At 38.4% G+C, this 25,478-nt stretch carries 23 protein-coding genes and 1 tRNA gene; 10 read left to right on the forward strand and 14 right to left on the reverse strand.

Annotated elements, in window-relative coordinates; genetic code table 11:
* Positions 1-94: 94 nt before the first annotated feature.
* A complete protein-coding gene (locus BW142_RS04455) occupies positions 95-733 on the forward strand; it encodes a tetratricopeptide repeat protein (RefSeq protein WP_024600221.1) in 639 nt (212 codons plus the stop codon).
* 71 nt (positions 734-804) lie between these two features.
* Here the strand turns inward: BW142_RS04455 and BW142_RS04460 are convergent, their stop codons facing one another.
* On the reverse strand, positions 805-2,652 hold the full coding sequence (locus BW142_RS04460; protein ID WP_007586413.1) for a sodium:proton antiporter: 1,848 nt from the start codon (positions 2,650-2,652) through the stop codon (positions 805-807).
* An 871-nt stretch (positions 2,653-3,523) separates the two neighbouring features.
* Here BW142_RS04460 and proB point away from each other — a divergent pair.
* Positions 3,524-4,630, forward strand: coding sequence for a glutamate 5-kinase (gene proB, locus BW142_RS04465; RefSeq protein WP_024600220.1), 1,107 nt, complete (start codon positions 3,524-3,526; stop codon positions 4,628-4,630).
* Positions 4,627-5,874, forward strand: coding sequence for a glutamate-5-semialdehyde dehydrogenase (locus tag BW142_RS04470; protein ID WP_076924029.1), 1,248 nt, complete (start codon positions 4,627-4,629; stop codon positions 5,872-5,874). The genes proB and BW142_RS04470 overlap by 4 nt, the downstream gene beginning before the upstream one ends.
* A 71-nt stretch (positions 5,875-5,945) precedes the next feature.
* Here BW142_RS04470 and BW142_RS04475 read toward each other — a convergent pair whose 3' ends face one another.
* From BW142_RS04475 to BW142_RS04490, 4 genes are all read right to left on the reverse strand, one after another.
* Entirely contained in the window at positions 5,946-8,153 is a 2,208-nt protein-coding gene (locus BW142_RS04475; RefSeq protein WP_076924030.1) for an EAL domain-containing protein, read from the reverse strand.
* Positions 8,154-8,212: 59 nt separating this feature from the next.
* Complete coding sequence (locus tag BW142_RS04480; RefSeq protein WP_076924031.1) at positions 8,213-11,431, reverse strand: ATP-binding protein; 3,219 nt, start codon at positions 11,429-11,431, stop codon at positions 8,213-8,215.
* The gene (locus BW142_RS04485) at positions 11,431-12,693 is read right to left on the reverse strand and encodes an extracellular solute-binding protein (RefSeq protein ID WP_076924032.1); all 1,263 of its coding nucleotides are present in this window, start codon (positions 12,691-12,693) and stop codon (positions 11,431-11,433) included. Before BW142_RS04485 ends, BW142_RS04480 begins: the two co-directional genes overlap by 1 nt.
* A gap of 178 nt (positions 12,694-12,871) precedes the next feature.
* Positions 12,872-12,947 (reverse strand) — tRNA-Ala (locus tag BW142_RS04490).
* A 166-nt stretch (positions 12,948-13,113) separates the two neighbouring features.
* Between BW142_RS04490 and BW142_RS04495 the strand changes: the two genes are divergently transcribed.
* Both BW142_RS04495 and BW142_RS04500 read left to right on the forward strand, forming a co-directional pair.
* Positions 13,114-13,509 carry a hypothetical protein gene (locus tag BW142_RS04495; protein WP_024600215.1) on the forward strand — a complete coding sequence of 132 codons (396 nt, stop codon included), beginning with the start codon at positions 13,114-13,116 and terminating at the stop codon, positions 13,507-13,509.
* Between the two features lies 1 nt (position 13,510).
* Positions 13,511-14,011, forward strand: a complete 501-nt coding sequence (locus BW142_RS04500; protein ID WP_076924033.1) for a prolyl-tRNA synthetase associated domain-containing protein — start codon at positions 13,511-13,513, stop codon at positions 14,009-14,011.
* Here the strand turns inward: BW142_RS04500 and BW142_RS04505 are convergent.
* The gene (locus BW142_RS04505; RefSeq protein ID WP_076924034.1) at positions 13,978-15,126 is read right to left on the reverse strand and encodes an MFS transporter; all 1,149 of its coding nucleotides are present in this window, start codon (positions 15,124-15,126) and stop codon (positions 13,978-13,980) included. The genes BW142_RS04500 and BW142_RS04505 overlap by 34 nt on opposite strands.
* Positions 15,127-15,324: 198 nt before the next feature.
* Between BW142_RS04505 and BW142_RS04510 the strand changes: the two genes are divergently transcribed.
* The 4 genes from BW142_RS04510 to BW142_RS04525 all read left to right on the forward strand — a co-directional run bounded on the left by BW142_RS04510 (position 15,325) and on the right by BW142_RS04525 (position 18,506).
* Complete coding sequence (locus BW142_RS04510) at positions 15,325-15,864, forward strand: DUF2058 domain-containing protein (RefSeq protein ID WP_002957867.1); 540 nt, start codon at positions 15,325-15,327, stop codon at positions 15,862-15,864.
* Positions 15,865-16,047: 183 nt separating this feature from the next.
* On the forward strand, positions 16,048-16,371 hold the full coding sequence (locus BW142_RS04515) for a c-type cytochrome (RefSeq protein WP_024600212.1): 324 nt from the start codon (positions 16,048-16,050) through the stop codon (positions 16,369-16,371).
* Between the two features lie 165 nt (positions 16,372-16,536).
* Positions 16,537-17,304 (forward strand): class II aldolase/adducin family protein, encoded by a 768-nt coding sequence (locus BW142_RS04520; protein ID WP_024600211.1) that lies wholly within the window; start codon positions 16,537-16,539, stop codon positions 17,302-17,304.
* A 26-nt stretch (positions 17,305-17,330) separates the two neighbouring features.
* Positions 17,331-18,506: a mandelate racemase/muconate lactonizing enzyme family protein gene (locus tag BW142_RS04525; protein WP_007375956.1), complete on the forward strand. Its 1,176-nt coding sequence runs from the start codon at positions 17,331-17,333 to the stop codon at positions 18,504-18,506.
* 88 nt (positions 18,507-18,594) lie between these two features.
* Here the strand turns inward: BW142_RS04525 and BW142_RS04530 are convergent, their stop codons facing one another.
* The 8 genes from BW142_RS04530 to BW142_RS04565 form a co-directional block, all read right to left on the reverse strand.
* A complete protein-coding gene (locus BW142_RS04530) occupies positions 18,595-18,966 on the reverse strand; it encodes a hypothetical protein (RefSeq protein ID WP_076924035.1) in 372 nt (123 codons plus the stop codon).
* 49 nt (positions 18,967-19,015) lie between these two features.
* Positions 19,016-19,855, reverse strand: a complete 840-nt coding sequence (locus BW142_RS04535) for an amidohydrolase family protein (protein WP_076924036.1) — start codon at positions 19,853-19,855, stop codon at positions 19,016-19,018.
* 24 nt (positions 19,856-19,879) lie between these two features.
* Positions 19,880-20,608 carry an SDR family oxidoreductase gene (locus BW142_RS04540; protein WP_024600208.1) on the reverse strand — a complete coding sequence of 243 codons (729 nt, stop codon included), beginning with the start codon at positions 20,606-20,608 and terminating at the stop codon, positions 19,880-19,882.
* Positions 20,609-20,629: 21 nt separating this feature from the next.
* Positions 20,630-21,118 carry a peptidylprolyl isomerase gene (locus BW142_RS04545; RefSeq protein WP_007586440.1) on the reverse strand — a complete coding sequence of 163 codons (489 nt, stop codon included), beginning with the start codon at positions 21,116-21,118 and terminating at the stop codon, positions 20,630-20,632.
* A 66-nt stretch (positions 21,119-21,184) separates the two neighbouring features.
* Positions 21,185-22,654, reverse strand: a complete 1,470-nt coding sequence (locus BW142_RS04550; RefSeq protein ID WP_076924037.1) for a LysM peptidoglycan-binding domain-containing protein — start codon at positions 22,652-22,654, stop codon at positions 21,185-21,187.
* 55 nt (positions 22,655-22,709) lie between these two features.
* On the reverse strand, positions 22,710-23,732 hold the full coding sequence (locus BW142_RS04555) for an MBL fold metallo-hydrolase (RefSeq protein WP_076924038.1): 1,023 nt from the start codon (positions 23,730-23,732) through the stop codon (positions 22,710-22,712).
* Between the two features lie 63 nt (positions 23,733-23,795).
* A complete protein-coding gene (locus BW142_RS04560; protein WP_002957856.1) occupies positions 23,796-24,101 on the reverse strand; it encodes a cell division protein ZapA in 306 nt (101 codons plus the stop codon).
* A complete protein-coding gene (locus BW142_RS04565) occupies positions 24,101-24,331 on the reverse strand; it encodes a hypothetical protein (protein WP_007586448.1) in 231 nt (76 codons plus the stop codon). The genes BW142_RS04560 and BW142_RS04565 overlap by 1 nt, the downstream gene beginning before the upstream one ends.
* Before the next feature lie 238 nt (positions 24,332-24,569).
* On the opposite strand from BW142_RS04565, the gene rlmJ reads away from it, so the two are divergent.
* The gene (gene rlmJ / locus BW142_RS04570; protein WP_076924039.1) at positions 24,570-25,409 is read left to right on the forward strand and encodes a 23S rRNA (adenine(2030)-N(6))-methyltransferase RlmJ; all 840 of its coding nucleotides are present in this window, start codon (positions 24,570-24,572) and stop codon (positions 25,407-25,409) included.
* The last annotated feature ends 69 nt before the right edge of the window (positions 25,410-25,478 follow it).

A 25,478-nucleotide genomic window follows, 5' to 3' on the forward strand; every position in this document is an offset into this window, starting at 1 on the left:
AAAGCTGCTTAGTGCAGCTTTTTTTATATCTAAAATTCACCTTGGAACGATCTTTGTATACTATTTAGTAGGTTTATTTTTAAAAGTGGTGAACATGCATTTATTTTCTCGTAATTGCGTATTAAAGCTTTCATTTATTTCATTAGCTTTATTTATATCAACCAATAGCTTAGCTACGGAAAGTCCAGCAGCCGTACCGCTGTATACAGAATCTGAGCTAATTGCGTTAATAAATAAAAACACGCATTTAGCGCGCGTAAAGGCAGATGATTGCCAGTTGGTACAAGATATAGAAGCACGAGCCAATAAAATGGCATTGCCGTCTTATCAGTTTTTGTATGGCGATATGCTGGCTTATAACGTATGTGTCGATCGAAATGTAGAGTTAGGTGTGTATTACATGCGAAAAGCGGCTGAGCAAGGCTTAGCGGCAGCGCTAGAGCAATTGGGGCGTTACTACGACACAGGGCGTTTAGTTCAGCAAGATAAAGCAATGGCAATTACGTATTTGCGTGAGGCATCGTCGCAAGGCAATTTAAAAGCACAATTACGTTTAGTTAAATTATTTAATGATGGCTATGGCAGCCCGCGTGATTTTGAAGATGCCTATCGTTGGCTATTTAATTCTATGGTGGCAGATAAATCGACTCATAAAAAAATTGAGCGAGCGTTGACTAAGTTAGCGCAAAAAATGCCAGATAGTGTGGTTGCGCGAGCTCGTCTTCCTATTTAATGGCCCTTAAAAAACAAAACCCTAACTTTTTAAGTTAGGGTTTTTTGAGTTTTTACAGGTAGTAAAAGTGTTTAACTTTCTTCTTTAGCCTTTGTTTGCGGGTCTTTTAAAACCGACATTTTAGGCGGCTGTAATGCAACAACACGCTCGCCTTCTTGCGGCGGTTTTTCCATGTTGATTGTAAATGGTCTTAGTTTAATTGGCGTATCGTCGTCGCTGTCTTTATCACCTTTAAGAATAAATAAAGGGATAGCCTCAGGGTTCATTTCTAGGTATTGCTCCCAGCTAAACTCATCCGAGATACGTGTTGAACTAACCTTACCGCCTTTAGCTATAATACTGCTCAAACGTGCATATGAACCTTCGTCGCCAAACAGTATTTGTCTGGATAAAAACGTTGCGCTGTCTTTATTTGCTTTAGCATGCGACGTTGATGAGCGAAGCGAGAATACATTTTTTTCATTAAGTAAATGCGAAAAGTATTGAACGCCTAGCGCATTATGATGACGATTTGGCGATAGCGCTAAGACACTGCGAATAGTTGTCAGAGGTAAATAACGTTCAGCATGCTCTGACTGTGGGTTACCGTAATAACAAGCTAAGCCATCCATACGTGCCATTCTGCAGTTTTCCCATGCAGGATCTGAAAGGTGAACCGGAATATTCTGCTCTTGTAAGCCACGCCCAATTGCACGTGATACATGGTTCGCACCAATAATTAATATTGTGTTTGGTGATGGTTGGCGAACACCTAATAGCTTAGCAACAGGAATGGCTGTTAAGCTTTGCAGCACAACCGTAATGATGATCACTGTAAATATGAGTGGCACCATTTTTTCAGCATCAGCAACGCCAGCTTCCATCATACTTAGTGCAAATACCGACCCAACGGCTGCGGCAACTATACCCCGAGGAGCAATCCAAGCAAGTACCAAGCGAGACTTCATTGGTAGGTCAGTGCCAAAAGTCGAAATAGCAATACACAGTGGGCGTGCAACAAAAAGCACAATAGCTAAAAATATAAATACGTCGCTGTCGAGCATCATCAAATCAGAAAGCTGTAAGCGTGCTGCAAGTAAAATAAACAGCGTTGATATTAATATCATCGACAAGTCTTCTTTAAACTCAAGTACAGAATCTATTTCTAAATCGTCTTGGTTCGCAAGCCATATACCAAATACAGTCACTGCCAATAAACCTGATTCATGGCTTAAATAGTTTGATACAGAAAAACTAATAAGTACTAGCGCTAAAATCCCAAACTTATGTAATTCAAATGGCAGCCACTCGCGACGCATTAATAGTGTTGTTAGCCAACCAGCGGCAACACCAATACTTAAACCAACACCTAGGGTTTTAACTAAAGCAATAATAGTATGACTAAATACTTCGCCTTGGCCTACAAGCATTACGGCTTCAAATACCAATACAGCAAATAATGCGCCAATAGGATCTATTACAATACCTTCCCAGCGAAGTATGCGGTCTATATCTTGTGTTGGGCGCATTGAGTTTAATAACGGTGCTATAACGGTAGGGCCTGTTACAACTAGCACTGCGCCCAATACTGCAGCTACACGCCAATTAAGCTCAAGCAACCAGTAGGCGCTAAGGCTAATAATAATACAGGTAGTAAGCATACCGATTGAGCAGAGGTTTCTTACGACTTTTCCTATCCCTTTTAATTCCCTGAAATGCAGAGTTAAGGAACCTTCAAATAAAATGATGGCAACGCTTAGAGATACTACTGGAAACAGTAAATCACCTAAAAGCGCATCAGGGTCTAAAACACCGCTAAATGGTCCAAGTAAAAGACCAGTAAGCAATAAAAAAAGAATAGCGGGTACTCTAAAAGCCCACGCGACCCATTGGGCAAGCACAGAGCAAAGTGCGATACCGGCTATGTAAATTGCTGACATAGATTAAGAATTCCTTATTTATGACGATATGTTTAGAAAGTATAACTTTTGTTAATTATTAATACAGGGGTATACACCGGAAACTCAAATATTACTAATCAATTTTAGCTGCTTATAAAAGATTAGTACGCTTAAATCATTTAACGAGAGCTTAGCTAGCTTATTTTAATGTGTATTAATTGTTTAATTTATTGAATTTTAATGACAATATAAAAAATGTGAGTGTTTTGTAATAATCTAGTTCGATTTTTAACCTTGATTTTAAAGGGGTATTTAGTGTATTATGCTTCGTGTTCTAATAATTAGTCATCTAACGAAGTTTATTGAAGATAAAACAGGCTTGTTAATCTTAACGTCATTTTTAATCTTTATAATCAGGAGTTAGTAATGTTTCTGGTGTTCGAACATTAAAAAAATATCATTTGCCGAATTCTTGGTATGGTTTTGCCAAACAAGTTTATTTAATTATTTAAGTAAATAAAGGTTTGAGTTGAACTATTACTTTCAATGTTTAACCCCCATCGTGGCGGTTAAATCTCGGTCCTTTGGTCTTCACCCTATCTGTTGGTGTATCAGACTTTAGAGGCTCTATGCATGTTGTTAATAAAAAAGCCACACACAGCTTTTTACAGCGATGCATAAACAACACTTTTAAATTTTTTGATTAGTGCTGCTCAATATTATTGGGTTGTTGCTACTTTACACTTGACCTCAAATCTAAGCTTCTTGTTTTAGATGTGGTTTTTGCGTGTGTGTAAAAAAGTGTTGCCTAAATGAAAAGCAAAATTCGAAGCTATGTTTTAAACCTAGCTACTTAGTTTTAGCTCGTCTAATTAAGATGAGCGCAGATAAAATGGAAAGTTGAGCATTTATGCAAAAGTTAAATTGGCGACGTATCGTACTTAAAGTAGGTAGTGCATTAATTGCACCAGATCAAGATGGCTGCCGTTCGCGTTACATATTAACCATCGCACAGTTCATTGTTCGTTGTCGTGCCCGTGGAATTGAGGTGATTTTAGTATCATCGGGTTCTGTAGCGGCTGGAGCGCATTTATTCCCTTCAGACAAACCTCGTTCTGTGGTGATGAAAAAAGCAATGGCAGCAGCAGGTCAAACAGAAATGATCGCCATGTGGGACCGCTTTTTTGACTTTCCATCTGCGCAGCTATTATTAACGCACGGTGATTTACGTGATCGCGAGCGTTACCAAAGTATTCGTGAAACAGTGTTTACTTTACTTGAGCATGGTGTTCTTCCTATCATTAATGAAAATGATGCTGTAACTACCGACGACTTAAGAGTGGGTGATAACGATAACTTATCAGCAATGGTTGCAGCAGCTGCCGACGCTGATGCTTTATTAATATTCTCAGATGTTGACGGGCTATATGATAAAAACCCTAACTTGCATGATGATGCGGTGCTACTGCCTGAAATAAAATCAATTGATGAATCTATTTATGCTATGGCAGGATGTGCTACAAGTGCCGTTGGTACTGGTGGTATGAAAACTAAAATAGAAGCGGCAGAAAAAGCAACGTCACATGGTATAGCAACTTATATTATAAACGGCTTTAAAGAAGAAACATTTACGAAATTGCTAGCTGGGGAAAATCCTGGTAGCGTATTTTTACCGTACGAAAAACCGATGCAGGATTCTGTGCATTGGATGACACACACAGCAAACGAGCAAGGTGAAGTTGTTGTTGATGGATCATTTGATGAATCCCTGGAAGGGGAAAGCGGCTGTATTCGCGGTGATGAAATCATGGAAGTCCATGGTGAATTTGCTGTTGGTGATACTATTTTAGTACGTAGTGAAGACGGTACGCGTTTAGCTAAAGCGACCGCAAATTATAGTAGCTGTTTGTTAAACTTTATTGCAGACAACGAACAGAGTGAATTCAGCGAAAAAATGCAGGATTCAATTGGACCAGTTATATCTGAAAAACATATCGCATTATTGGAGAAGTCATGAGCTTAATTACGGACATTTCACGCCAGACAGCTAAAGCTGCCCATACACTTGCTTTACTCGACACCGAGACTAAAAATCAAGTACTAGTTGAAATGGCAGCGGCACTAAGAGAGCAAAAAGCATTTATAATCAAAGAAAACGAGAGTGACCTAAGCGCAGCACGCGACAATAACTTAGCAGCCTCAATGATAGACCGCTTAACGCTAAACGATGAGCGCATTGAAGCAATGGCAGAAGGCATTGAAGTAATAGTAAGCCTAGATGATCCTGTTGGTCAGCTACGTGATATTACAGAGCGTCCAAATGGCATTAAAATTCGTAAAATGCGCGTACCTCTTGGCGTTGTGTGTATGATTTATGAAGCACGCCCAAATGTAACAGCAGACGCTGGCGCATTGTGTTTTAAATCAGGTAATGGCGTTATTTTACGTGGCGGTAAAGAAGCACTTAAAAGTTCGCAAGCTATCGCAAGTGTAATGCACAGTGTACTTGAAAAGCATAACTTACCAGTATCACTTATTTCAGTGATCCCAGATCCAGACCGTGCACTATTAATGGAATTGATGCAGCAACGTGAAAGCATTGATTTAATAATTCCACGTGGCGGTGAAGGCTTAATTAACTTTGTTACCGAAAACAGTACGATCCCAGTAATTCAGCATTACAAAGGCGTTTGTCATCTATATGTAGATAAAGATGCAGATCTTGAAATTGCGCTTAACTTACTACTTAACGGTAAAACGCAACGTACGGGTGTTTGTAATGCACTTGAGGGCTTAGTAGTTCATCAAGATGTTGCAGATGAGTTTTTAAATCTTTGCGCAGTTGTATTACGCCAAGAAGGTGTAAAAATAAATGCCGACAGCTTTGCAGCTAAATATTTTGATAATGCAACTGTGTTAGCCGATAAGGAATTTGGTGAAGAATACCTAGACCTTGAAATTGCTATTCGTGTGGTGCCAACTTTCAGCGCTGCTGTGGATCATATCGCTCAGTTTGGTTCCAACCATACTGAAGTGATTTGTACTAAGAACGCAGCTGCTGCAGAGTTATTCCAGTGTAGTGTTGACGCTTCTGTAGTAATGGTTAACACATCATCTCGTTTTTCTGATGGCTCACAACTGGGTTTAGGTGCAGAGATTGGTATAGCAACCTCTAAGCTTCATGCGTACGGTCCGATGGGTCTTGAATCACTGACCACAGAAAAGTATTTAGTTAATGGAGTGGGCCAAGTTCGCGAGTAACTGCAAACTTAGGTTCATAAAAAGCCGAGCATATTCATGCTCGGCTTTTTAGTTTGTAAATTACGCAACGGTTATTTTAATTTATCAAGCCAATCGCTTGCAGGTTCAGGTCTATGTAAATAGTAGCCTTGAAGAATAACTTCTGGATATTCCTGCAATAAATCAAAATGGGATTGGTTCTCTACGCCTTCAGCTACAATCTCTAACTCGAATAAACGGCCTAAGCTTACAATCATATCAATAATTAACTTATCGTTATTATCAGTCGGTGCTTCCAATACAAAAGAGCGGTCAATTTTTAGTTCTTGTATAGGTAATTGTTTTAGATAAGTTAAACTCGAATACCCAGTACCAAAGTCATCAATAGATACCCTAATACCTAGCTTCTTGAGACAATGAACAGCCTCAATAGCCGCTTCCATATGATTAAGCAATGTCCCTTCAATTATCTCAATAGTGAGTTGCTGAGGGTTAATGCTATGTTGCTTTATTTGTTGGCTAATAAAGCTTAAAAAACGCGCTTCATGAAAGTGCCTGCCACTTACATTAATTGATAGGTTTAACTCAGGGTGAGTTTTACTAAGTTGCGTTAATATTTCTAGCGCATTTGTAGTCACCCAGCAATCTAAGTCATAAATTATATCTGACTCTTCAGCTATAGATATAAACTCACCAGGGCTAATAAAGCCTTTTTGGGGATGCTCCCATCTTAATAAAACCTCAGCCCCTTTAAGATTTTGGCTTCGGTCAAATTGGGATTGTAAATATAGCGATAACTCATTATTTGAAATAGCTTTGCGTAAATCTTGCTCTATTTCAAAACGACGTTTTGCTTGCTCGCCAAACGAAGTATCAAAAAAGGTAACTCTATTACCGCCTTTCTCTTTTGCCTTGTAACAAGCTGCCTCACAGTTACGAATAGTTTCAATAGCGCTTTCCCACTGATCTTCTCGAGGAAAAATATACGTGCCAATACTTACCGTTAAGCTAACGTCTTGCTCACCTACCTTAAAAGGATGGTTTACACTTATAAGCAGCTCTTGAGCTTTATTTTCTGCCATAGCTTGGGCTCTAACTCTGCCAACGCCTTTTTCAACTGTACACAGTACTGCAAATTCATCACTGCCTAAGCGAGCAATAACATCTTTTTTACTCACCTTAGAATGAATTCGTTTAGTTAATTCTTTTAAAATGTTATCGCCAGCAAGTAGGCCTAATCCATCATTTATTGAGTGGAAGCTGTCTATGTCAATAATATAAATATAGGCATAACTATTTTCGGTACTACAAACCTGAAGTTGCTGCTCTAACTGTTTTAAAAAGCCATTTCGGTTTGGCAAACCCGTAAGCTCATCATGCCATGTGAGGTAGTGTATTCTTTCTTGTGTTACTTTAACGCTCGAAATATCACTAAACACACCAATATAATGCACATTAGTATCTTGATCGCCTTTAACCATACTTAGAGTTAGTAGCTCAGGGTAAAGCTCGCCATTTTTGCGTCTGGTTACAAGTTCTCCACTCCAATATCCAGCTTGATTCGCATGCTCCCATACTTGATCAAAGCTAATACTAGGGTGGTTATTTTGTTTAATGTCGTGCAACTGCATTTGCAGGGAGTCAGATTCAGAGTAACCAGTAATGCGGCAAAATGAAGGGTTTACGGCAATAATTTTTCCGTTACTGTCGGTAATAACAACGCCATCGGCGGTTCCCGTTAGGGCTTGATAAAATAACTTTTGTTTTGAAGAGAGCTCTTTTAATTCTTCTTCACGCTGGCTTAGTTCTTTCGCCAGTGACTCTATTTCAAGTAGTTTATCGTGTAGGTCAAAGTTTTTTTCTATAAGCCTATCAAGCATGCCCTGTGCGGTAATATGGGTACGGATACGTGCTCTAACGAGCGCTAGCTTGTAAGGTTTGTGTATGTAGTCAATTGCGCCCATAGCAAAGCCTTTTTCTTCAGACTCTTCTTCGGTAAGCGCAGTGACAAATATAACAGGGATCCCTTTAGTATTTTGTTTCGCTTTGAGTATATTGCATACTTCGTAGCCGTCCATGCCTGGCATCATTATGTCTAATAAAATTAAGTCAGGGCGAGTTGACTCAACAAATACTAATGCTTGTTCACCACTAGTCGAAATACGTACATCGTAATCAGTTAAAAGTCCTTCAACTAATACGTGTAAATTACTAGGTTCGTCATCAACAATAAGAATTAAAGGTTTATGCTTTTTCTCTGTGGTTAATCCATTACTGTTTGCGAGATAATTTGAATGCACTATCTATCCTTCTTTGCGTTCTTTGCAATATTAAATCTAGTTCAGGTTAGTGGTTATGCCTAATTTTTATTATCGTTTCTATACTTATCAATAAGCTCAATCACTAGCGCGTAGTTAAAATGATCAATTGCTTCTTTGAGTTTAAATAAAGAGTGCCCTCTATCATATTGATTCATTTCTAGCTGTCTAATCAAACTGCTAGGTACAGGGCGAGCTGTTAATGCTAATGAGTATATATTATCAATAACCGAGTCTTCGTTTTCTAACTGATTTAGTTGCTTATGCTCTTTTTTAAAGCCGTCAGCTATCAAAAACTGTTTTACAGCAAAAAGTGTAAGAGTTAATTGCTCGTTAAAGCTAGATAAGTTAATACTCTTCTCATCTATTAAGTTTTTCTCAATACTTTGCGTGCTTTGTTGCAGTAGCTCCAAGCCTAATGTTCCGGCCAATCCTTTAAGTGTATGTACTAGTCGAATTAAGCTTTCTAACTCTCCATTTTTGATTAATATATCAGCTTTAATTGAAAAGTCATTGTAATCGTTGACAAACTGAGTAAATAATTTAGCTAACAATTCATCATTGTTTTCTACGTTTTCTTTTGCCAGCTGCAGATTAATTGTATTTAATGGTTTGTTACTTTGTAGGTGTTTTTCTATACTTTCGAAAAGAGCATCAAAAATAATTGGTTTTACTAAAAAGTCATCCATACCCGCTCTAAACGCTGCTTTTTTATCATTAGGATCTGCGGCTGCTGTAATTGCAATTATGGGAGTTTTGTAGCCCCGCTCTCTTAATATACTTGTTGCCTCTAAGCCGTCCATAACTGGCATCTGAACATCCATAAAAATAATATCAATGTCATTTGTCTCTACTTTACCTAATGCATCATGTCCATCATTAGCAATGATCACGGCCATATCTAACCTTGCTAAAAGGGCAGAAGCTATTTCTTGGTTAATCTTATTATCGTCAACCACCAATGCATTAAAACCCGAGAATTTAGGATGAGGCCTTAATTGCTTTTCTTTAAAATTATCAGGTGAAAGCTTCCTTAAAATTTCTACTTCACTATTTTTATTACCAATAATTGTAATGTCTATACTTTCATTTTTTGTAATTGGCTCAGGAGACTCTTCATCAGTAATCAATAAAATAAGCGTCAATTTTTCATTAGTATTTTTATTTTGAGCATACAGTTGTTGTAATATAAAGTTATCTTTGAGCTCTTTTTGTTTTATCGACATTATTACAATACTAAATGGGCTATTAGGTTGAGCCATTTTAGCAATGGCTCTTAATGGTTCTTGTGTGGTTTCTGTTGTTATATTTATATCACTTAGCAAGTCCATTAATTTTTTAATTTGCTCATTATCGGGGCTAATTAATAGGGCATGTTTTTTAAGTTTTTGCTGCTCAGATAAGGTAAAGGGTAGAGTGAAGAAAAACTCGCTACCTTGATTAATCGTGCTCCTTACTTGTATATCTCCGCCAAGTAGTTTAGTTAATTGTTTGCTTATAGTGAGTCCTAAACCGGTTCCACCATACTTTCTTGTTGTGCTTGAATCACCTTGCGAGAAAGACTGAAATATAATTTTTGATTGCTCTTCAGTCATCCCAATACCGGTGTCTTTTATACTAAAGCGAAGGTTTATTGTTTTTTCGTGTTGAGATGTCGCTTCTATAATTAATGATATTTCACCATGCTCAGTAAACTTAATTGCGTTACCTACACAGTTATTTATTATTTGGCTTAAGTGCATGGGGTCGCCAATAAGTTCAAGCCCTGCATCAACATGCAAAGTAAAGTTTAATAACAAACCTTTTTGCTTTGCATTGGTTGAGAACAAGTTTTGTACGTTAGAAACAATAGTATGTAAGGTAAATGGAATTTTCTCTAACTGGACTTTTTCCGATTCTAGTTTAGAAAAATCCAGAATATTATTTAAAATCTGCAATAAATTTTGAGCGCTTGAAAAAGCTTTGTCTGCATAGTGTTTTTGCCTTAAAGGAAGCTCGCTGCTTTGTAACAGTTGCAACATGCCCAATATGCCATTCATTGGGGTGCGAAGCTCATGACTCATGTTGGCTACAAAATCTATCTTTGTTTTATTGGCTTTATCAGTTTGCTCCATAGCACTCGTTAGGTCGGCATTCATTGCTTCCATTTGGGTATTTAATACACGAGTTTCGTTGAGCAGTTCTTTGGTTTGCTTGTTTTTTAGATACAAAGCGTTAGCGGCTTTTATTACCGATGCTATTTCTGTTTGATTTTGGTTGTTATTTGAAATAGTTACTGGCTTTTCGTTATTCATATCTTTAAGTAGTAAAGTGAGCTGAGTAATCGGTTTTATAACTGATCTGAAAATAAAATAGCTTAAAAACAAAATGATTAACATAATTAAAACGGCAAATATATTTGCCTGCTCTGTATTTTTTGTTAAGTGGTTACCTAATAGCTCTTCTGTTTCGGTTAGTTTATTTTTTTCTATATTTTTAATTTCATTAGTTAAATATAGCAATTCGTTTTCTATGCCTGTAAGCACTACATTTACAGAAAAAGTGTAGCTACGGGTAAGTAATACAAGTTGGTTATAAGCTTGTTTTAAGCTTGTTGTTTTATTGGAGAGGGATTCATTTATTACAGAGGTGCTCGTTAGTTTTTTATGTAAGTGATTTAAGTTTTGTTTTACATTTTGTGCTTCATCAAAATTAGGTTTATAGAGGTAGCTTATAATTGCGTGTTGTAAATTACTTATTGTGAGTAAAACATCGTTGAAAATAACCTTGTTACTGTCGCTTGAAGACTCCTCTAAATTACTAATTGTTACTTGTAAGTCATCAATAGGCTGTTTGAACTGAGTAGTGTAAAGATGTTCGCGTTTTTGTCTGTTTACGACAACTTGGCCAAATGTATCTTGGTAGTTACTTAAATACTCGCCAAGGCGTATTAGTGAGTTTTTGTATTCAAGGGGATGGTGTAGAGTATTTGTTTTTAGTTGCTTAAGGTTTAGATTTGCCTTATTTAAATAAAAATTAAATTTGGTAATCGTATTTTCATTTGCATTGTCAATAAATGAGACTGCATACGCTTGCAAAGAGATAATATCGTTTTCTAAGTGATTCACAGCTTCGCTTTGAATAAGCGCGTTATGCTGCGACTTTTGCAAGTTTAGTAAGGTCGTTTGCGAATAGTTAAACAAGTAACTTTGCAAAAGAAGTAATCCAATCAGCGGACACAAAGCTAATATTATTTTTGATTTAATTGAATTTATTATCATTATCGGCTAATCAACTCATACCATTTTTGTAGACTGTAGTCATAGGTTGGCATAACGGTGTTCCATACTGCTACATTGCTAAAGCGTTTATGGTAACTACCGCCGTTGCGTTGCTCACCCGCTTTTACTGCTACGTCGCCATTTGTATTTAATAAATCTATGTTTGTTGCTTTTCCACCATACCAGTAATCCCATTCGGCCTGAGATAGAAGTAGTTTAGAGCGTTGTGGGTTACTAATGTAATAACCTTGGCGAGCAATAAATGCACCAGGCCAGCCTGAAAGCCACCAATTCATATAGTCGTAAGCTGCATCTTTTACGCTACTTTGTGTTTGTGACGATAAACACATAACACCATGCCATCCTCGGTAGCCTTCTTTTGGCGCGGCAAAACGAACATTAATATTTTTACTGTTTAACGCAGAGACGGCAGGCGAAAACATACTTTCTATATGGGCACGCTTACTTTTCATAAACTCAATCGATTCAGGGACCGAGTTCCAATAGCCACTAAAATGACCTTGGCGTTTAAAGTCGAGTAATATACTAAACAATCTATCAAGTTCTGGGCGGGTCATTGCACCTATATCGTTAAACTTTATAAGTCCTTTGCTTTGTGCTGCTAGGGCTAGGTCAAATAATCCAATGGTAGGCGCATTTACAATGGCTACTTTACCTCGGTTCTCGTCATCAAGCAGCCAACTCCAGCTTTCTGTTTCGTATGCTATACCGGGCTTAATAAAGTTGGTGTTGTAACCAAAAGAGTCAACATTATGCACATAAGGCAAAAAGCTAATATGATCGCTTTCTTGAGCGCTTAATGTGCCATCGGGTTGAACATTTAATAATTTATAGGGGGCATCACCTGCACCAATACTTGCAGTTTCGGTTAGTTTTCCCGTTTTAGTGAGTGGATTTATCTCGTTAAAGTAGGTGAGTCGCTTTTTTTCTATTGGCTGAATAGAACCTGCATCCCAAAGCACATTAATGCTGTTTGACCACTGTTCGTATAAATCAAAGGAGCTAGGGTCCATTGATGCCTTTTGCAAAACAGCAGCGCTGCCTGCTGGAGTAAATTCTATATTAATACCTAAGTCACTCATCGCTTGCTTGCGGATAGCCTCTTGGAGTGTTACATGAGTACCAAGTACTCTTAATGTGACTTTTTTTCGGGCAAAAACATAAGGCGCATGTGTTATCGCACCAGCTGTTAAACCTATAGCAGCTAGCTTTTTTAGCGTTGAACGCTTAGGGTTGTCCATGTTAAGCCTAAAGTATTAATGTGTGACATTATGTATAGCTAAGAACTTGTAAAGACACAAGTTGAATGGATAAATTTAAAATTATATAGAATGAAAATTAGAATAGTAGGGTATCAAAAAATAATAAAAACAATGGAAAAATAGAAGAGTAGAACGAATTTGAAAAGGAGTAGGAAAGTGGTGGAGCTAAGCAGGATCGAACTGCTGACCTCCTGCGTGCAAGGCAGGCGCTCTCCCAGCTGAGCTATAGCCCCACATTCCTAAATTACATATAATGTAACTGCTTGACTGCTGAGTTCCAAGCGGGACGAACTTTAAGTTTTTTTATAAATTTGGTCAAGTATTTTTTCGTAAATTTTCACCGTTTTCGTCAATTTTTGTTAGACTCGGCTTAATTCAAAACTAAAACGATAAAAAACAATGAAAAAATGTGTTCTGGCGCTTATGGTTTTACTCGCTGGTTGTGCCTCGAATGATGAGCCGCCTTTTGAAATAAATAATAAACAGTTTCACGAAAAGCAAGATGATCAAGGCAATAAACTTTTTGCTTATGTTGTTTCGGTAAAAGCTAAGCATCGTGAAAACTTTAACTTAGACCGTGGTCCAAACAAGAGACCAAGCCGTGGTGAGGTTAAGCAGTATATTGAACAAGAGCATTTTGAAGAATCGAGTGTTTTAAAATTGCAGTTAGAAGATCAAGCTGTTGAGTTATTAAACGAAGAGTTAAAAGAGCGTCAGTATTGCGATAATAAACACGAAGTAAGTGAAGTTTTATGGCGAGACCTAAGCGTGCAATTAAGAGGGCGTTGTTTGTAATATGTATGCGGATAAAACTAAGTTAGCAGAGCTTTTAGCGCACCTAGATATTGACTATGATGGAATAGAGCATCCGCCGCTACATACTAGCTTAGCAGCTGATGAATTTATGATTGAGCGCCCTGGTACTCGCCTAAAAAACTTATTTTTACGTGATAACCAGGGTAAACAACACTTTTTAGTTATTACAGCACACAATAAGCAACTCGATTTAAAAGCGCTCTCAAAACAACAAGGGCTTTCGCGTTTAGGGTTTGCATCGAGTGAACGATTAGCTAAGTATTTAAAAGTAGCACCAGGGTGTGTATCAATGTTGGCGCTTTTAAATGATAAGCAAAACGAAGTAAGCTTATGGGTTGACCAAGATATTTACAGCGGTGATTTATTTCATTGCCATCCGTTTGAAAACACCCAAACATGGTTGCTTAGTAAAGCTGACTTAAACACATTTTTTAATCACACAAACCATCAGCCACGCGTTGTATTTTTACCCTCAAAATAAGCCCACATAATTAATGACAAACCACATAAGCAAACGGCTAATAAAGTAAACATAAATGCCGTTTGACCATGATGTTGGTATACCACACCGGGTAATAACGAACCCAATGCACCACCACTGTAATAAAACGATACATATCCGCCGTTGGTTACACTTGGTGGGGCTTTACTGATTTTATTAACGAGCGGTGCGGCAGTTGAATGAATCACAAACATAGCACCGCAAAACAAAGTAAATGCGATTAAAAATAAGCTAAGCTGACGGCTCATTAATAAAATAATACTCACACTATAAAAACTAAATACCGCAGTTAATAAATGCCAAGGCGAAGGGACTTTTTTAAGTAACCAAGGTGCAGCAATAGAGGCGAGGGCACCAATTAAATAACCACTGTAAACCAAACCTATGTCACGAGTATTGGTAATTAAAAACGTGTTTTGTAATATAAACGGTAAGTAGTTAAGTAGTGCCGCAAAGCAAAAAAACATACAAAAAACGGCGCCGTAAACTTTAAGTACAGCGCCTTCTTTAAGTTGTTTAATGTAATCGAGTGGGGAGAGCTGCGACTGTTTAGCTGGGTTTGTAAAGCGAGAATGCTTAACTGTCAAAGCTAAGCAAATAAGCATAAAAGCAATTACGTAATAAAAGCTCTGCCAATTCCATAAGTCGCTAAACAAAGCTGCGAGCACACGACCAAAGTAACCACCAACTATGCTGCTACCAATATATAGGGTCATATTTTTTTGAAGTGTATCAGCGCTATAACTCATACCTATATAGCTAGTCATTGCGGTTAAAGCTGCAGGGAGCGTTAAACCTTGTAAAAATCGGACTAATAATAAAAGCTCAAAGCTAGGTACATAAATAAAAAGTAAGCAGCTAAGGCCTAAAAGCACCATTGCAATACGTAATATAAGTAGTGGATTTATTTTTGCTAAAAATAAACCGTAAACAAGCGGGGCAATGGCTAAGGGCAACATAGTTGCAGTCATTAAGCTGCCAGCTACCGCAGGGGCTACATTAAATTCGCTCGCAAAAAGACTAAGTAGAGGTTGCGGTGCATAAAGTACAAAAAATATAAATACCGAGCAAACGAGTAGATGAGGTAAACGCATTATATGGCTTATACATTTGCTGATTGGTTGTCTGGTATTGTATTAAAAATTGTTTTTAATTGATAATTAAAACCATGCCCTTTGCGCCATATCATGGTTTGTTTTAACTAGTTTGCTAGATTAATGTCGATAGCGCTGTTATTTGAACTCGTTGGTGATTAAAATAACCCTAATATTAGTTTTTAGTGGAACAAAGCCATGGGTTCATTACAAGACCAATTGCTTCAAGCAGGATTAACAACATCGCATAATGCTAAAGTTGCTAAATCAGAAAAGCGTAAGCAACAAAAAAAGCAAAAGAAAGGGGCTACTAGCAACCCAAGTGATCTGCAAAAGCATATTCAACAAACCAAGCTAGAGCAGCAAAAAAAAGCTGAAGAGCTTAACCAAACACGCCAAGTGAGCTTAAAGCAGCGCGAACAAGAAGCGCGTGTTAAACAAATTTTAGAGCACCACAACCAAGACGCTATTCGTGGTGAGCGCACATTTAATTTTACTTATCAAAACAAAGTAAAAAATATCGACGTGAACGAGAAAACGCAAAAAGCGTTATCGGGCGGTCGTTTAGCTATTTGTGTACTAGAAGGGCAATTTTACGTATTAGACGACGAACCAGCACGCAAAGTGGCTGAAGTTGACGAAAAGTATATTGTTTTTCATGTAGAGCCAGAAAACAAACCAAAAGATGAAGATGACCCGTACGCAGACTTTGAAGTACCAGATGATATAGTGTGGTAATAGTTTATTAAGGGTAAGCTCATTTTTATTTGCTAAAGTATATAAAAGTGAGACAGAAACGAGTTAGCGGTTTTTGGTTAAGTTGATCGTCTAGCGTCGTTTCGTACGTATGCTTTTTATTTGATTGTTTACTACAATCAATAGAACAGTTTTTCTAACCGTCAAAAAAGAAGAGTAAATACAATGAGCAAGATGAAAACACTACTATTAGGTGCGGGTATTACTTTAGCCGCAAGCTTCTCGTTTAATGCAGCAGCGGCCGATGGCGCCACACTTTATACCGCTAAAAATTGTCAAACTTGTCATGGCGCTGAAGGCAAAGCACCAATTATGGGTATGTATCCTAAGCTAAATGGTCAAAACAAAGACTACTTAGTAGCGCAAATGAAAGACATCAAATCAGGTGCACGTAATAACGGTATGACTATGGCTATGAAAGCAATGGTTGCAACGGTAACTGATGAAGAGTTTGAAGCAATTGCAGATTACCTAGCTAACGTAAAATAATCTACGCAGCTATACCATTTAAATACAATTGGTATTTTAGTTTTACAAACAGCCACACAATAGTGTGGCTGTTTTGTTTGGTGTTTGCTATAAAATAGAGACTGCTTTAGACTTCTAAACATCTGTTCGTACAGGTTAGTAATGTACGTTTTTAAAAGGCTTATTATGTTTGATTTACCCCAACTCAATTTAAAAAATAAAGTATCAGCACAAGAGTGGCAACTTCGTGTTGATTTAGCCGCATGTTATAGACTGGTAGAGCACTTTCGTTGGGGGGATTTAATCTATACGCATTTATCAGCACGTTTGCCTGGCACCGATCACTACCTAGTGAATGCCTTTGGTTTAACCTTTGATGAAGTAACTGCGTCTAATTTAGTAAAGGTCGACTTAGACGGTAACATTATTGATGATACGCCATTTAGTATTAATCCAGCTGGTTTTACTATTCACAGCGCTATTCATGAGGTACGCGAAGACGCTCATTGTGTTATTCACCTTCATACTAAAGAAACAATCGCTGTTGCTACACAAAAAAATGGTTTATTACCGCTTAGCCAGTATTCAATGTTTTCACTGCCATCGCTTTCTTATCATGGCTACGAAGGGCTTGCGGTAAACGACGACGAGCGAAAAGTGTTGCAAGACGATTTAGGCAGCACTAACCATATGTTATTGGTAAATCATGGTGGCTTAACGGTAGGCCCAACGGTAGGCGATGCGTTTATGCGCTTTTATGATTTACAGCGAGCGTGTGAAATTCAATTAGCGCTACAATCAAGCTCGCAAGAGGTTATTGAAGTACCGCAGCCTATAATCGACAATATTTATAATCAAGCAAACGTAGTACACAGTGGCAGCACTGGCGGGCAACTTGCGTGGCCTGCGATGTTACGTAAAGCGTATCGACTTGACCCTAGTTTTGCAAAATAACCCATAGCGGTTAATAAGGAATTTTAATGAAAGTAAATCGCGTTGAAGTATTTGATATTCACTGTCCTGATAGACCTTCTTGGACACCTGTGTTTGTACGTATTCATACTGACGAAGGTATTAGTGGTGTTGGCGAAGCGGGCCTTGCATACGATTTAGGTCACAGTGCTGCAGCGGCTATGATTAAGGAAATGGCAGATGCCTTTTTAATCGGCCACGACCCATTTCAAACAGAAAAGCTATGGTCTCGTATGTTACGTGAGAGCTTTTGGGGCTTAGGTGGCGGACCTGTTGTATATGCTGCAATGAGCGCAATTGATACCGCGCTTTGGGATATAAAAGGTAAAGCGCTTGGTTTACCTGTATACCAATTACTGGGTGGTAAAGTTAACGATAAACTACGTACGTACGCATCGCAATTACAGTTTGACTGGGATAGCGAATTTAAAGCGCTAGTACAGCCGCAAGAATATGCAGAAGCGGCTTTAAAGGCGATGGCCGAAGGTTACGATGCAGTAAAAGTAGATCCAATTCAGTACGATAAAGACGGTAATACTTATTACGACCGTACAAAAATAATATCACGTACTGAAATGAAGCTATATCGTGCGCGTATGCAAGCTATTCGCGAAGCAGTTGGCGACGAAGTGGATATTATTTTTGAATGCCACAGTTTACCAGGTGTGACAACAGCCATTCAGTTGGGTGAAATTGCAGAAGAATTTGACTGTATGTACTTTGAAGAGCCAGTTAACTATTTAAACCATTCATTACATGCAAAAGTAGCAGATAAAGTTAATGTGCCAATTGCTGGTGGTGAACGTTTGTATAATCGCTGGGGTGTGCGCCCGTACTTAGAAGATCAAAGTATTGATGTTCTGCAACCTGATATTGGCTTATGTGGTGGTTTTACCGAAACCAAAAAAGTGTGTGATTACGCTGATATTTTTGATGTGCGTATTCAAGCTCATGTATGTGGCGGGCCTGTTGCAACAGCAGCATCACTGCACTTAGAAACGGCTATCCCTAACTTTTTAATTCATGAGCACCATACTTATGCGATTAAAAAGTGGAACCGCGAGTTATGTTTACAAGATCCACAACCTAAAAACGGCTTCTTTGAAGTGTCAGAAGAGCCAGGGTTGGGTATTGAGTTAAACGATGAGATTGTCATGCGTTCTCAGCGTGTAGAAATTAAGTAACTTTTTAACCTGAGTTTAGGTTATATAAAAGCCGGTAAGTGATTAGTCACTTACCGGCTTTTACTTGCTTGGGGGGAGGTAAAGCTTGTTATAACTCGTTAATTTTACATTCGACATCTTTAAGCTCAATAGTTGCTTTACTATCAAGGTGGCGTATATAGCATCGCTTGCCTTTAATCATCAATTCAAACTGATCGGGTGTATTGCGACTTTGCGTGTCGATAATATTATTACCATCTACATTGCTAATGGTTACTGTGCTGCTGGTAGTAAATACATCATCAGCTAATTGAGTCTCTTGCATATGTACCAGTGTTCTAATTGCCTTGCTAACGGCTGTTTTATTCGGCTTTACCAGTAGAGCATGTTGCAGCTTAGGTGTAGGGTCTGGACTTTGCGATATGCAGCCATTGAGAAGAAACGCTGAAAATACAACGATTAGTAAAAAGTACATTTTCATAAATTGGCCGTATTATCATAAAAATAGAGTTTAATATAACTAGTTTTACTTACACTTGGTAGTAGTGCTTAGCGTTTACATAGCTAAGGTCATGCCATGTCTTATCGTTTGAGCATAGCGCCTTATGGCAGTGCCATAGATTGTTGTAGCTTGTATTTATTTGGCACACAGGGAAGTTGCTGGCAAACATAATACGCTGCTGGCCAAAGTGATTAAAAAGAAAATTAAAACACGCCGCTTGTTGTTCGCTGGTGAGTTGTAGTAATTCAAAACCAGAAAACTTAATTGCAATATTGTCATGCTGAGCAAGTAACTCAACACCTTGTTGCCAAGTATTTAAATTACTTGGCAGTCCTGCATGATTAATTATAATTTGAAGCTGCGGTAGCTGCTTAGCGTAGTAAGCTATTTGTTTGGTTATTTCGCCATTTTCAATATCAAACTGAGCTTCAAAATGCAGTCGGGTATCTGATAATGTTGTTAGGTTTTTAAAGCTATTAGCATCTAATAAACGCTTTGCGTCAGTACCTTCGGTTATATCTCTAATGCCACACAAACTCAGATGAGCTAAAGCTTCTAGCGAGTTTATAAACTCATCAGCCGATGAGTCAATTTGGTTGTAGCTAATGGCTTTAAATGGAATACCTTTTAAATGCAAGCTTAGCCAATTTAACTCGTTAATAGGGGAGATGTTATCAAACCCAGCTTCTATATGAACAAGCCCTACGAGTTCAAAGTCAGTACTTTGAACTAGTTGCTGTGCACTTACTGGCTGTTTTATTTTTTCTAAATTTGGCCACGCTGGTGGGTTAGCACCTTGTAGCCATGAGTATTGACCTTCTACTAAATTAAAAAAGTGTACGTGTGGGTCAATAATTTTTAGGCTCATTGCGCATTACTCATTGAACAGTCTTCATTGTGCAGTGTAGCCACCGTCTATGCTTTGTAGGCTGCCAGTAATAAAGCTGGCATCGTCGCTTGCTAAAAAGCTCACAAGAGCAGCAACTTCGTCGGCTTGACCTAATCGGTTAAGCGGTTGCAGACTTGCTTCCTCGGCAACTATTTCAGCTTTGTTTGCGCCACTTTTTGCACAGTACGCATCTATTGCGTTATGAAAAAGCGGAGTTTCTATTGTGCCTGGGCATACCGCATTTGCTCTAATATTAAAACTCGCGTAATCAAGCGCTGTTGTTTTAGCCATTGAAGCAAGGGCATGTTTTGTTAGGTTATACGCAAAAGAGTTTTGCTTACCTATAATTGCCTGATCGGAAGCGACTAATATAATAGCGCCGCTATTTTGCGCTTTCATGCTTGGCAATACGCTTTGTACAGCGGCATAGGCGCCTTTAACATTAAGCGCAAAAAGTGCATCGAGAGTTTGCTCGTCGGTGCTTTCTATATTTGCGCTTAAGTGTTTACCAGCATTAGAAACAAGTACATCAATACGTTGGCTTTGTTCACAGATAGCGTTGATACAGTTGCGTACCGCCGATACATCACTTACATCACACTGATGAAATATACCGATTTCGCTTAGCTCTATATCAAGGTTATGTACTTCATAGCCATTGTTTAGCAAACGCTTTACTACGGCTAGGCCAATACCTTTTGTGCCACCTGTAACTACTGCAACTTTAGACATACTTACTTCCTTTATTGCTAACTAGTGAGAGTGACCACAGCCGCCTTCAGCGTGCACGTGTCCGTGAGAAACTTCTTCACTTGTTGCTTCACGTACCGATATAACTTCAACGTCAAACGTTAGCGTTTTACCAGCAAATGGGTGGTTTAAATCACAATCTGCGTTAAAACGACCAACCTTAACTATAGTAACCTGATGACGACCTTGGTTAGAGCTAACCATTGCTGTCATACCTGGTTTCCATACTTTAACGTCGCCTTGTAGATGCTTAAGCGGAATGCGTTGAATTAAGTCATCAACACGCTCGCCGTATGATTCACTTGGCTCTAGAGTTACACTAAATTTTTCGCCTGCTTCTTTACCTTCAAGTGCTTTTTCTAAACCAGGAAGCATGCCTTCGCTGCCATGAATGTAAGTAAGTGGCGCTTCGTTTGTGCTACTTTCTATTTGCTCGCCCGCTTCGCTAAGGGTGTAATGAAATTCAACCGCTGAATTTTTGCTAATTTGCATGCTTGTCTCTTCAAATAATAACTATGTTAGGGCGCAATTTTACGCGAAATATACTTGTTTATAAACTTAACGTGGCTGATTTAGTGTTTTTTGTAAATTTAGCAGAAAATCTTTTTTTGTTGGGGCTGCTTTTTGCTTTTCAGCCTGTGGTATAAACAGTACTAATTGAGTGCCAGGCTTTAAAATACTTGATGCAGAGAGTTTGTTCCATTTTGCCAAGTCGCTATGGGGTACATCGTAAAGTTGACTTATACTCCAAAGGCTATCGCCCGACTTAACTTCGTAATCTATTTCAATGGTGGGAATCGCAATCTCTTGGTGTTCTAAATAAGGGCTAATTTTGTAATCAACAGTTAATGTGCTTGGCAGGGTTTTAGGTTGTCCAACTAATAACTTTTCTCCAACGCCTATTAAATTATTATTTTTGTTATTAAGTTGTTTTAAAGCTTTTACCGACATACTAAAACGTCTAGCGATACCGTAAAGCGTGTCGTTTTGTTTAACGATGTACTCTCCAGCAAAGTTTGATTTAAAAAACTGACTTTTTAATAAAGCCTCTTGCCCTATAGGAAGCAGTAAAGTATGCGGCCCGTTAGGTGAGCTTTGATTTTTTAAATATCCCTGATTAATCGCGTGTAACTGCTTTGAACCTATACCAGAGAGCTTAGCGATGACTGAAAAGTCGAACTGCTGGCCTATATTCATTTGTGTGGTAAATGGCTTATATGCAAGCTTTGGGCGTTTAATGCCCTTTTGTGGGTGCTTAACTAAATAGCTTAAAGCGAGTAACTTGGGTACGTAGTCGGCGGTTTCTTTTGGTAGACTAAGTGACCAGTAATCGGTGCTTTTACCGCGTTTTTTGTTTTTTTCGATTGCGCGTTTAACGCGGCCCTCACCACTGTTATAAGCAGCCAAAGCATGTAGCCAATTACTATCAAAGCGTTTGTGTAAGTAGCTTAAGTAATCAAGTGCAGCATCGGTTGAAGCAAGTACGTCTTGGCGACCGTCGTACCATTGGTCTGACTTAACTCCAAAGTGATGCGCTGTTGCGCCAACTAACTGCCAAACACCAACAGCTTGCTGTGATGAGGCTATCGTTGGTCTAAAATCGCTTTCTACAAATGGTAGTAATGCGAGCTCCATAGGTAATTGCTTTTGCTCAATTTTTTTTACGATGTGATACAGGTAAGGCGCTGCGCGTTTGCTCACAGTTTGTAAGTAGTTAGGTTGCTTTGCGTACCAGCTGATACGCTTTTTTAACGCGCGATTTTGATAAACCGTAAAGTGTAGATTGTTGGCTATATGCACCCACAGATCGGTGGTTTTTGGTGGGCGCTTTTTTACGATTGTTTTTTTGAATTGAAGTGGCGTAACGTGCTCACTAACTTGGGGCGTTTGAGCTACTTCATCATCAGTATCATAAGTATAGTCAGGCTCAAAATGAGTAAATATTTGTGGAGCTTCTAGTGGTTCTTGCTCCGTTGATTGACAACCAAATAACAAAATACCCAAACAACATAAAACCAAACTGCGCATAGTGATCACTTTTGTAAATTCCTTTTATTATTTTAACACAATCCGTTGTGTTGAGTTATTCTGCGCTTTTTGCGCGATTTAGGCCAGCTTGTAAAAAGAAGTTGCTCGATTTTATATTAAGCGCTTCTTGTTTATAAGGCTCAATAACTGATTCAGGAAACGACAGCATTAACTGCTCAATACTTTGATCTTTATTGTTTTTAACGTGCTCTGTTATGGCTGTTAAAAATGATAGAGGCTGTTTCAGTTGCTCTTTTGTTAATGTACCGCCGTGCCCAGGTAAAATAATAGTGAGCTTTTCGTCGTTAATATATTGCTTAAGCAACGCTTGCCAACTTTTAAGTTCACCGTGTCCAGGGTAAGGAAGCCAGTCAACGATATCGCCACCAATCAGCACACTGCCATTATTAGTAGTAATAGTTAAATCGCCGTTAGTATGGGCTTGCTGCGGCTTAAGCGTTACCTCAAAATCACCAAGGTCGATAACTTTACGACTATCAATTACTATTTTGGGTTTGCTAAGCTGATACTCCTGCCAGCGAAAAAGTCGTTTTTTTGCAAGTTCTAACTTATTTCGCCATTTAGCTTGCTCTTCTTTGGGCACATTCGCTAATCGTTGGTAGCTCAGCTCAATGCTCTTTTCATAGGTGTCTAGTTTGTCGGTATATGCTGTTTGATAAAGGTTAAAATTTTTATTTACCTGCTGATGGACAATGAGCTTAGCACCTGGATAAAAATTTTGCATAACCGCCATACCTAGCAAGTGATCGTCATGGTAGTGGGTAGCCACTAAATAGCATAAGGGTGTTTTAAGGCGCTTCTTTAAATCTTCAGCAAGTTGTTCAACTGCGGCAAAATTGGCGCTCGTATCAACAAGTAGGGCACATTTTTCGCCTTCAATTAATACTTGGTTAGAGTCGTAAAAGCGAAGCTTGTCTTGTTGCTTTAAAAACTGAATATGAGGGTTTATTGTATTCCAAGTGACGGCAGCATAGGTGCTAGGTACTATTGATAATAAAGTGCATGCTAATAGTAAGTGCTTACATGAAGAGGCTATGTTTGAAATTTTTAACTTCATTTATTATCTCTACGCTGATGTTTAATTACTTTAATAATAAACAAAAAGCGCAGTATGCGCTTTTTATTTTTGGTGTTTGGGGTCATTTGCCAAATGCTGACTGAGTTTATCAATCAATTGGTCTTGATGCTGTTGTTCAACTGTAGCCTGTGTTTTTGCTTCTAGCAATTCGTGGCTTAAGTTTAATGCTGCCATTAGTAGGGCTTTTTGATCGTTTCTAACGGTTGAGCGTTGCTTCATTTGCTCAACTAAGTCATTTAGATTTTTAGCTGCTGCTATTAATGCATCTTCCTGCCCTTCAGGGCAAGCAAATTGCTGCTCTTTACCTAGCAACTCAACAGTGACCCGCTGGTTTTGCAGCTCAGACATTAGCTAGCCTGTTGTGCGCTTTGTAACTTATCAAGAAGACCAGATAAAGTAGTGCTGGCATCTTTTTGCTTTTCTTCATTTTCTAAAGCTTCAAGTTGTAGCAATTCGTTGTCATCGCTTAGTTTAGTGTTCTGTTCTTTTAAAGTAACAACATCTGTTTGTAATTGGTTATTACGTTCGATTAAAGAATCGATCAGTTGTTCGAGTTGTTGAAGAGTAGTGTTATTCATAAAGGCGCTCATATAACTGTAATTAATGTCATGCAAATGTAAAGCAAAGTGTGTTGATTTGCCAGCATTTACGGTGGTTTTAGCTGATTTTTCTTCTTCATTAAGGGATAATTCAGCATATGAGCTTTTTCATTCAGAAATGGTTCACTTAAACACTCTCTTATCTTGGTGTAAGTTGCCAAAGCCTAGTGCTTATGGTTCACTTACGATATTAAATTGCGTATGGCGAAAATAAATAATGCTTAGTTACAGACACTCATTTCATGCGGGTAATCCTGCCGATGTGCTTAAACATTTAGTACTGGCACAAGTGCTAAATTATCAAACAATTAAAGATAAACCGCTTGATTATATAGACACACATTCAGGTGCTGGCTTCTTTGAACTTGCAGCTGCCGATGCGCAAAAAACGCAAGAGTATCAAGATGGTATTGAAAAACTTTGGCAACATAAAAGTGAGCATGCTGAGCTTAATAAATACATTGAATTAATTAAGTCATTTAACGACACTGACGAACTTGCGTTTTATCCGGGTTCACCAAAAATTGCAGAACATTTTTTGCGCCGCCAAGATAAGGGTTGGTTTTTTGAACTGCACCCGCGCGATTTATTATTACTTGAAGAAAACATGCAAGGTAAGCGATCTATTCGTGTACGTGGAGAGGATGGTTTTGCAGGTTTAGTTGGTTTATTACCACCAGCATCTCGCAGAGCGTGTGTGTTAATTGACCCTCCATACGAAATTAAAGATGACTACGAAACGGTTATAAAAACCTTAGTTAAAGCTCATCAGCGTTTTGCTACAGGTACTTACATGATTTGGTATCCGGTTGTAGACAGAGAACGCATTGATAATATGGAACAGGGCTTAATTGACTCAGGAATGCGCAACATTCAGTTATTTGAATTAGGCACTGAAGCGGATACTGACGTACATGGTATGACAGCATCGGGCATGATTGTAATTAATCCTCCGTGGAAGCTAAAGCAAACAATGGATGCAATAATGCCTGAACTTGTTAGTTTGTTAAGTGAGCCAAGTGGTTTTTACAGAAGTGAGCAACTCGTTGATGAGTAACTTTAAATAGCGCTTATAACGAATAATAAAATGCCCAGCTTTGCTGGGCATTTTATTTAAAATCAATAC

The sequence above is a fragment of the Pseudoalteromonas sp. EB27 genome (genome assembly GCF_001974875.1).
Classification (GTDB): Bacteria; Pseudomonadota; Gammaproteobacteria; order Enterobacterales; family Alteromonadaceae; genus Pseudoalteromonas.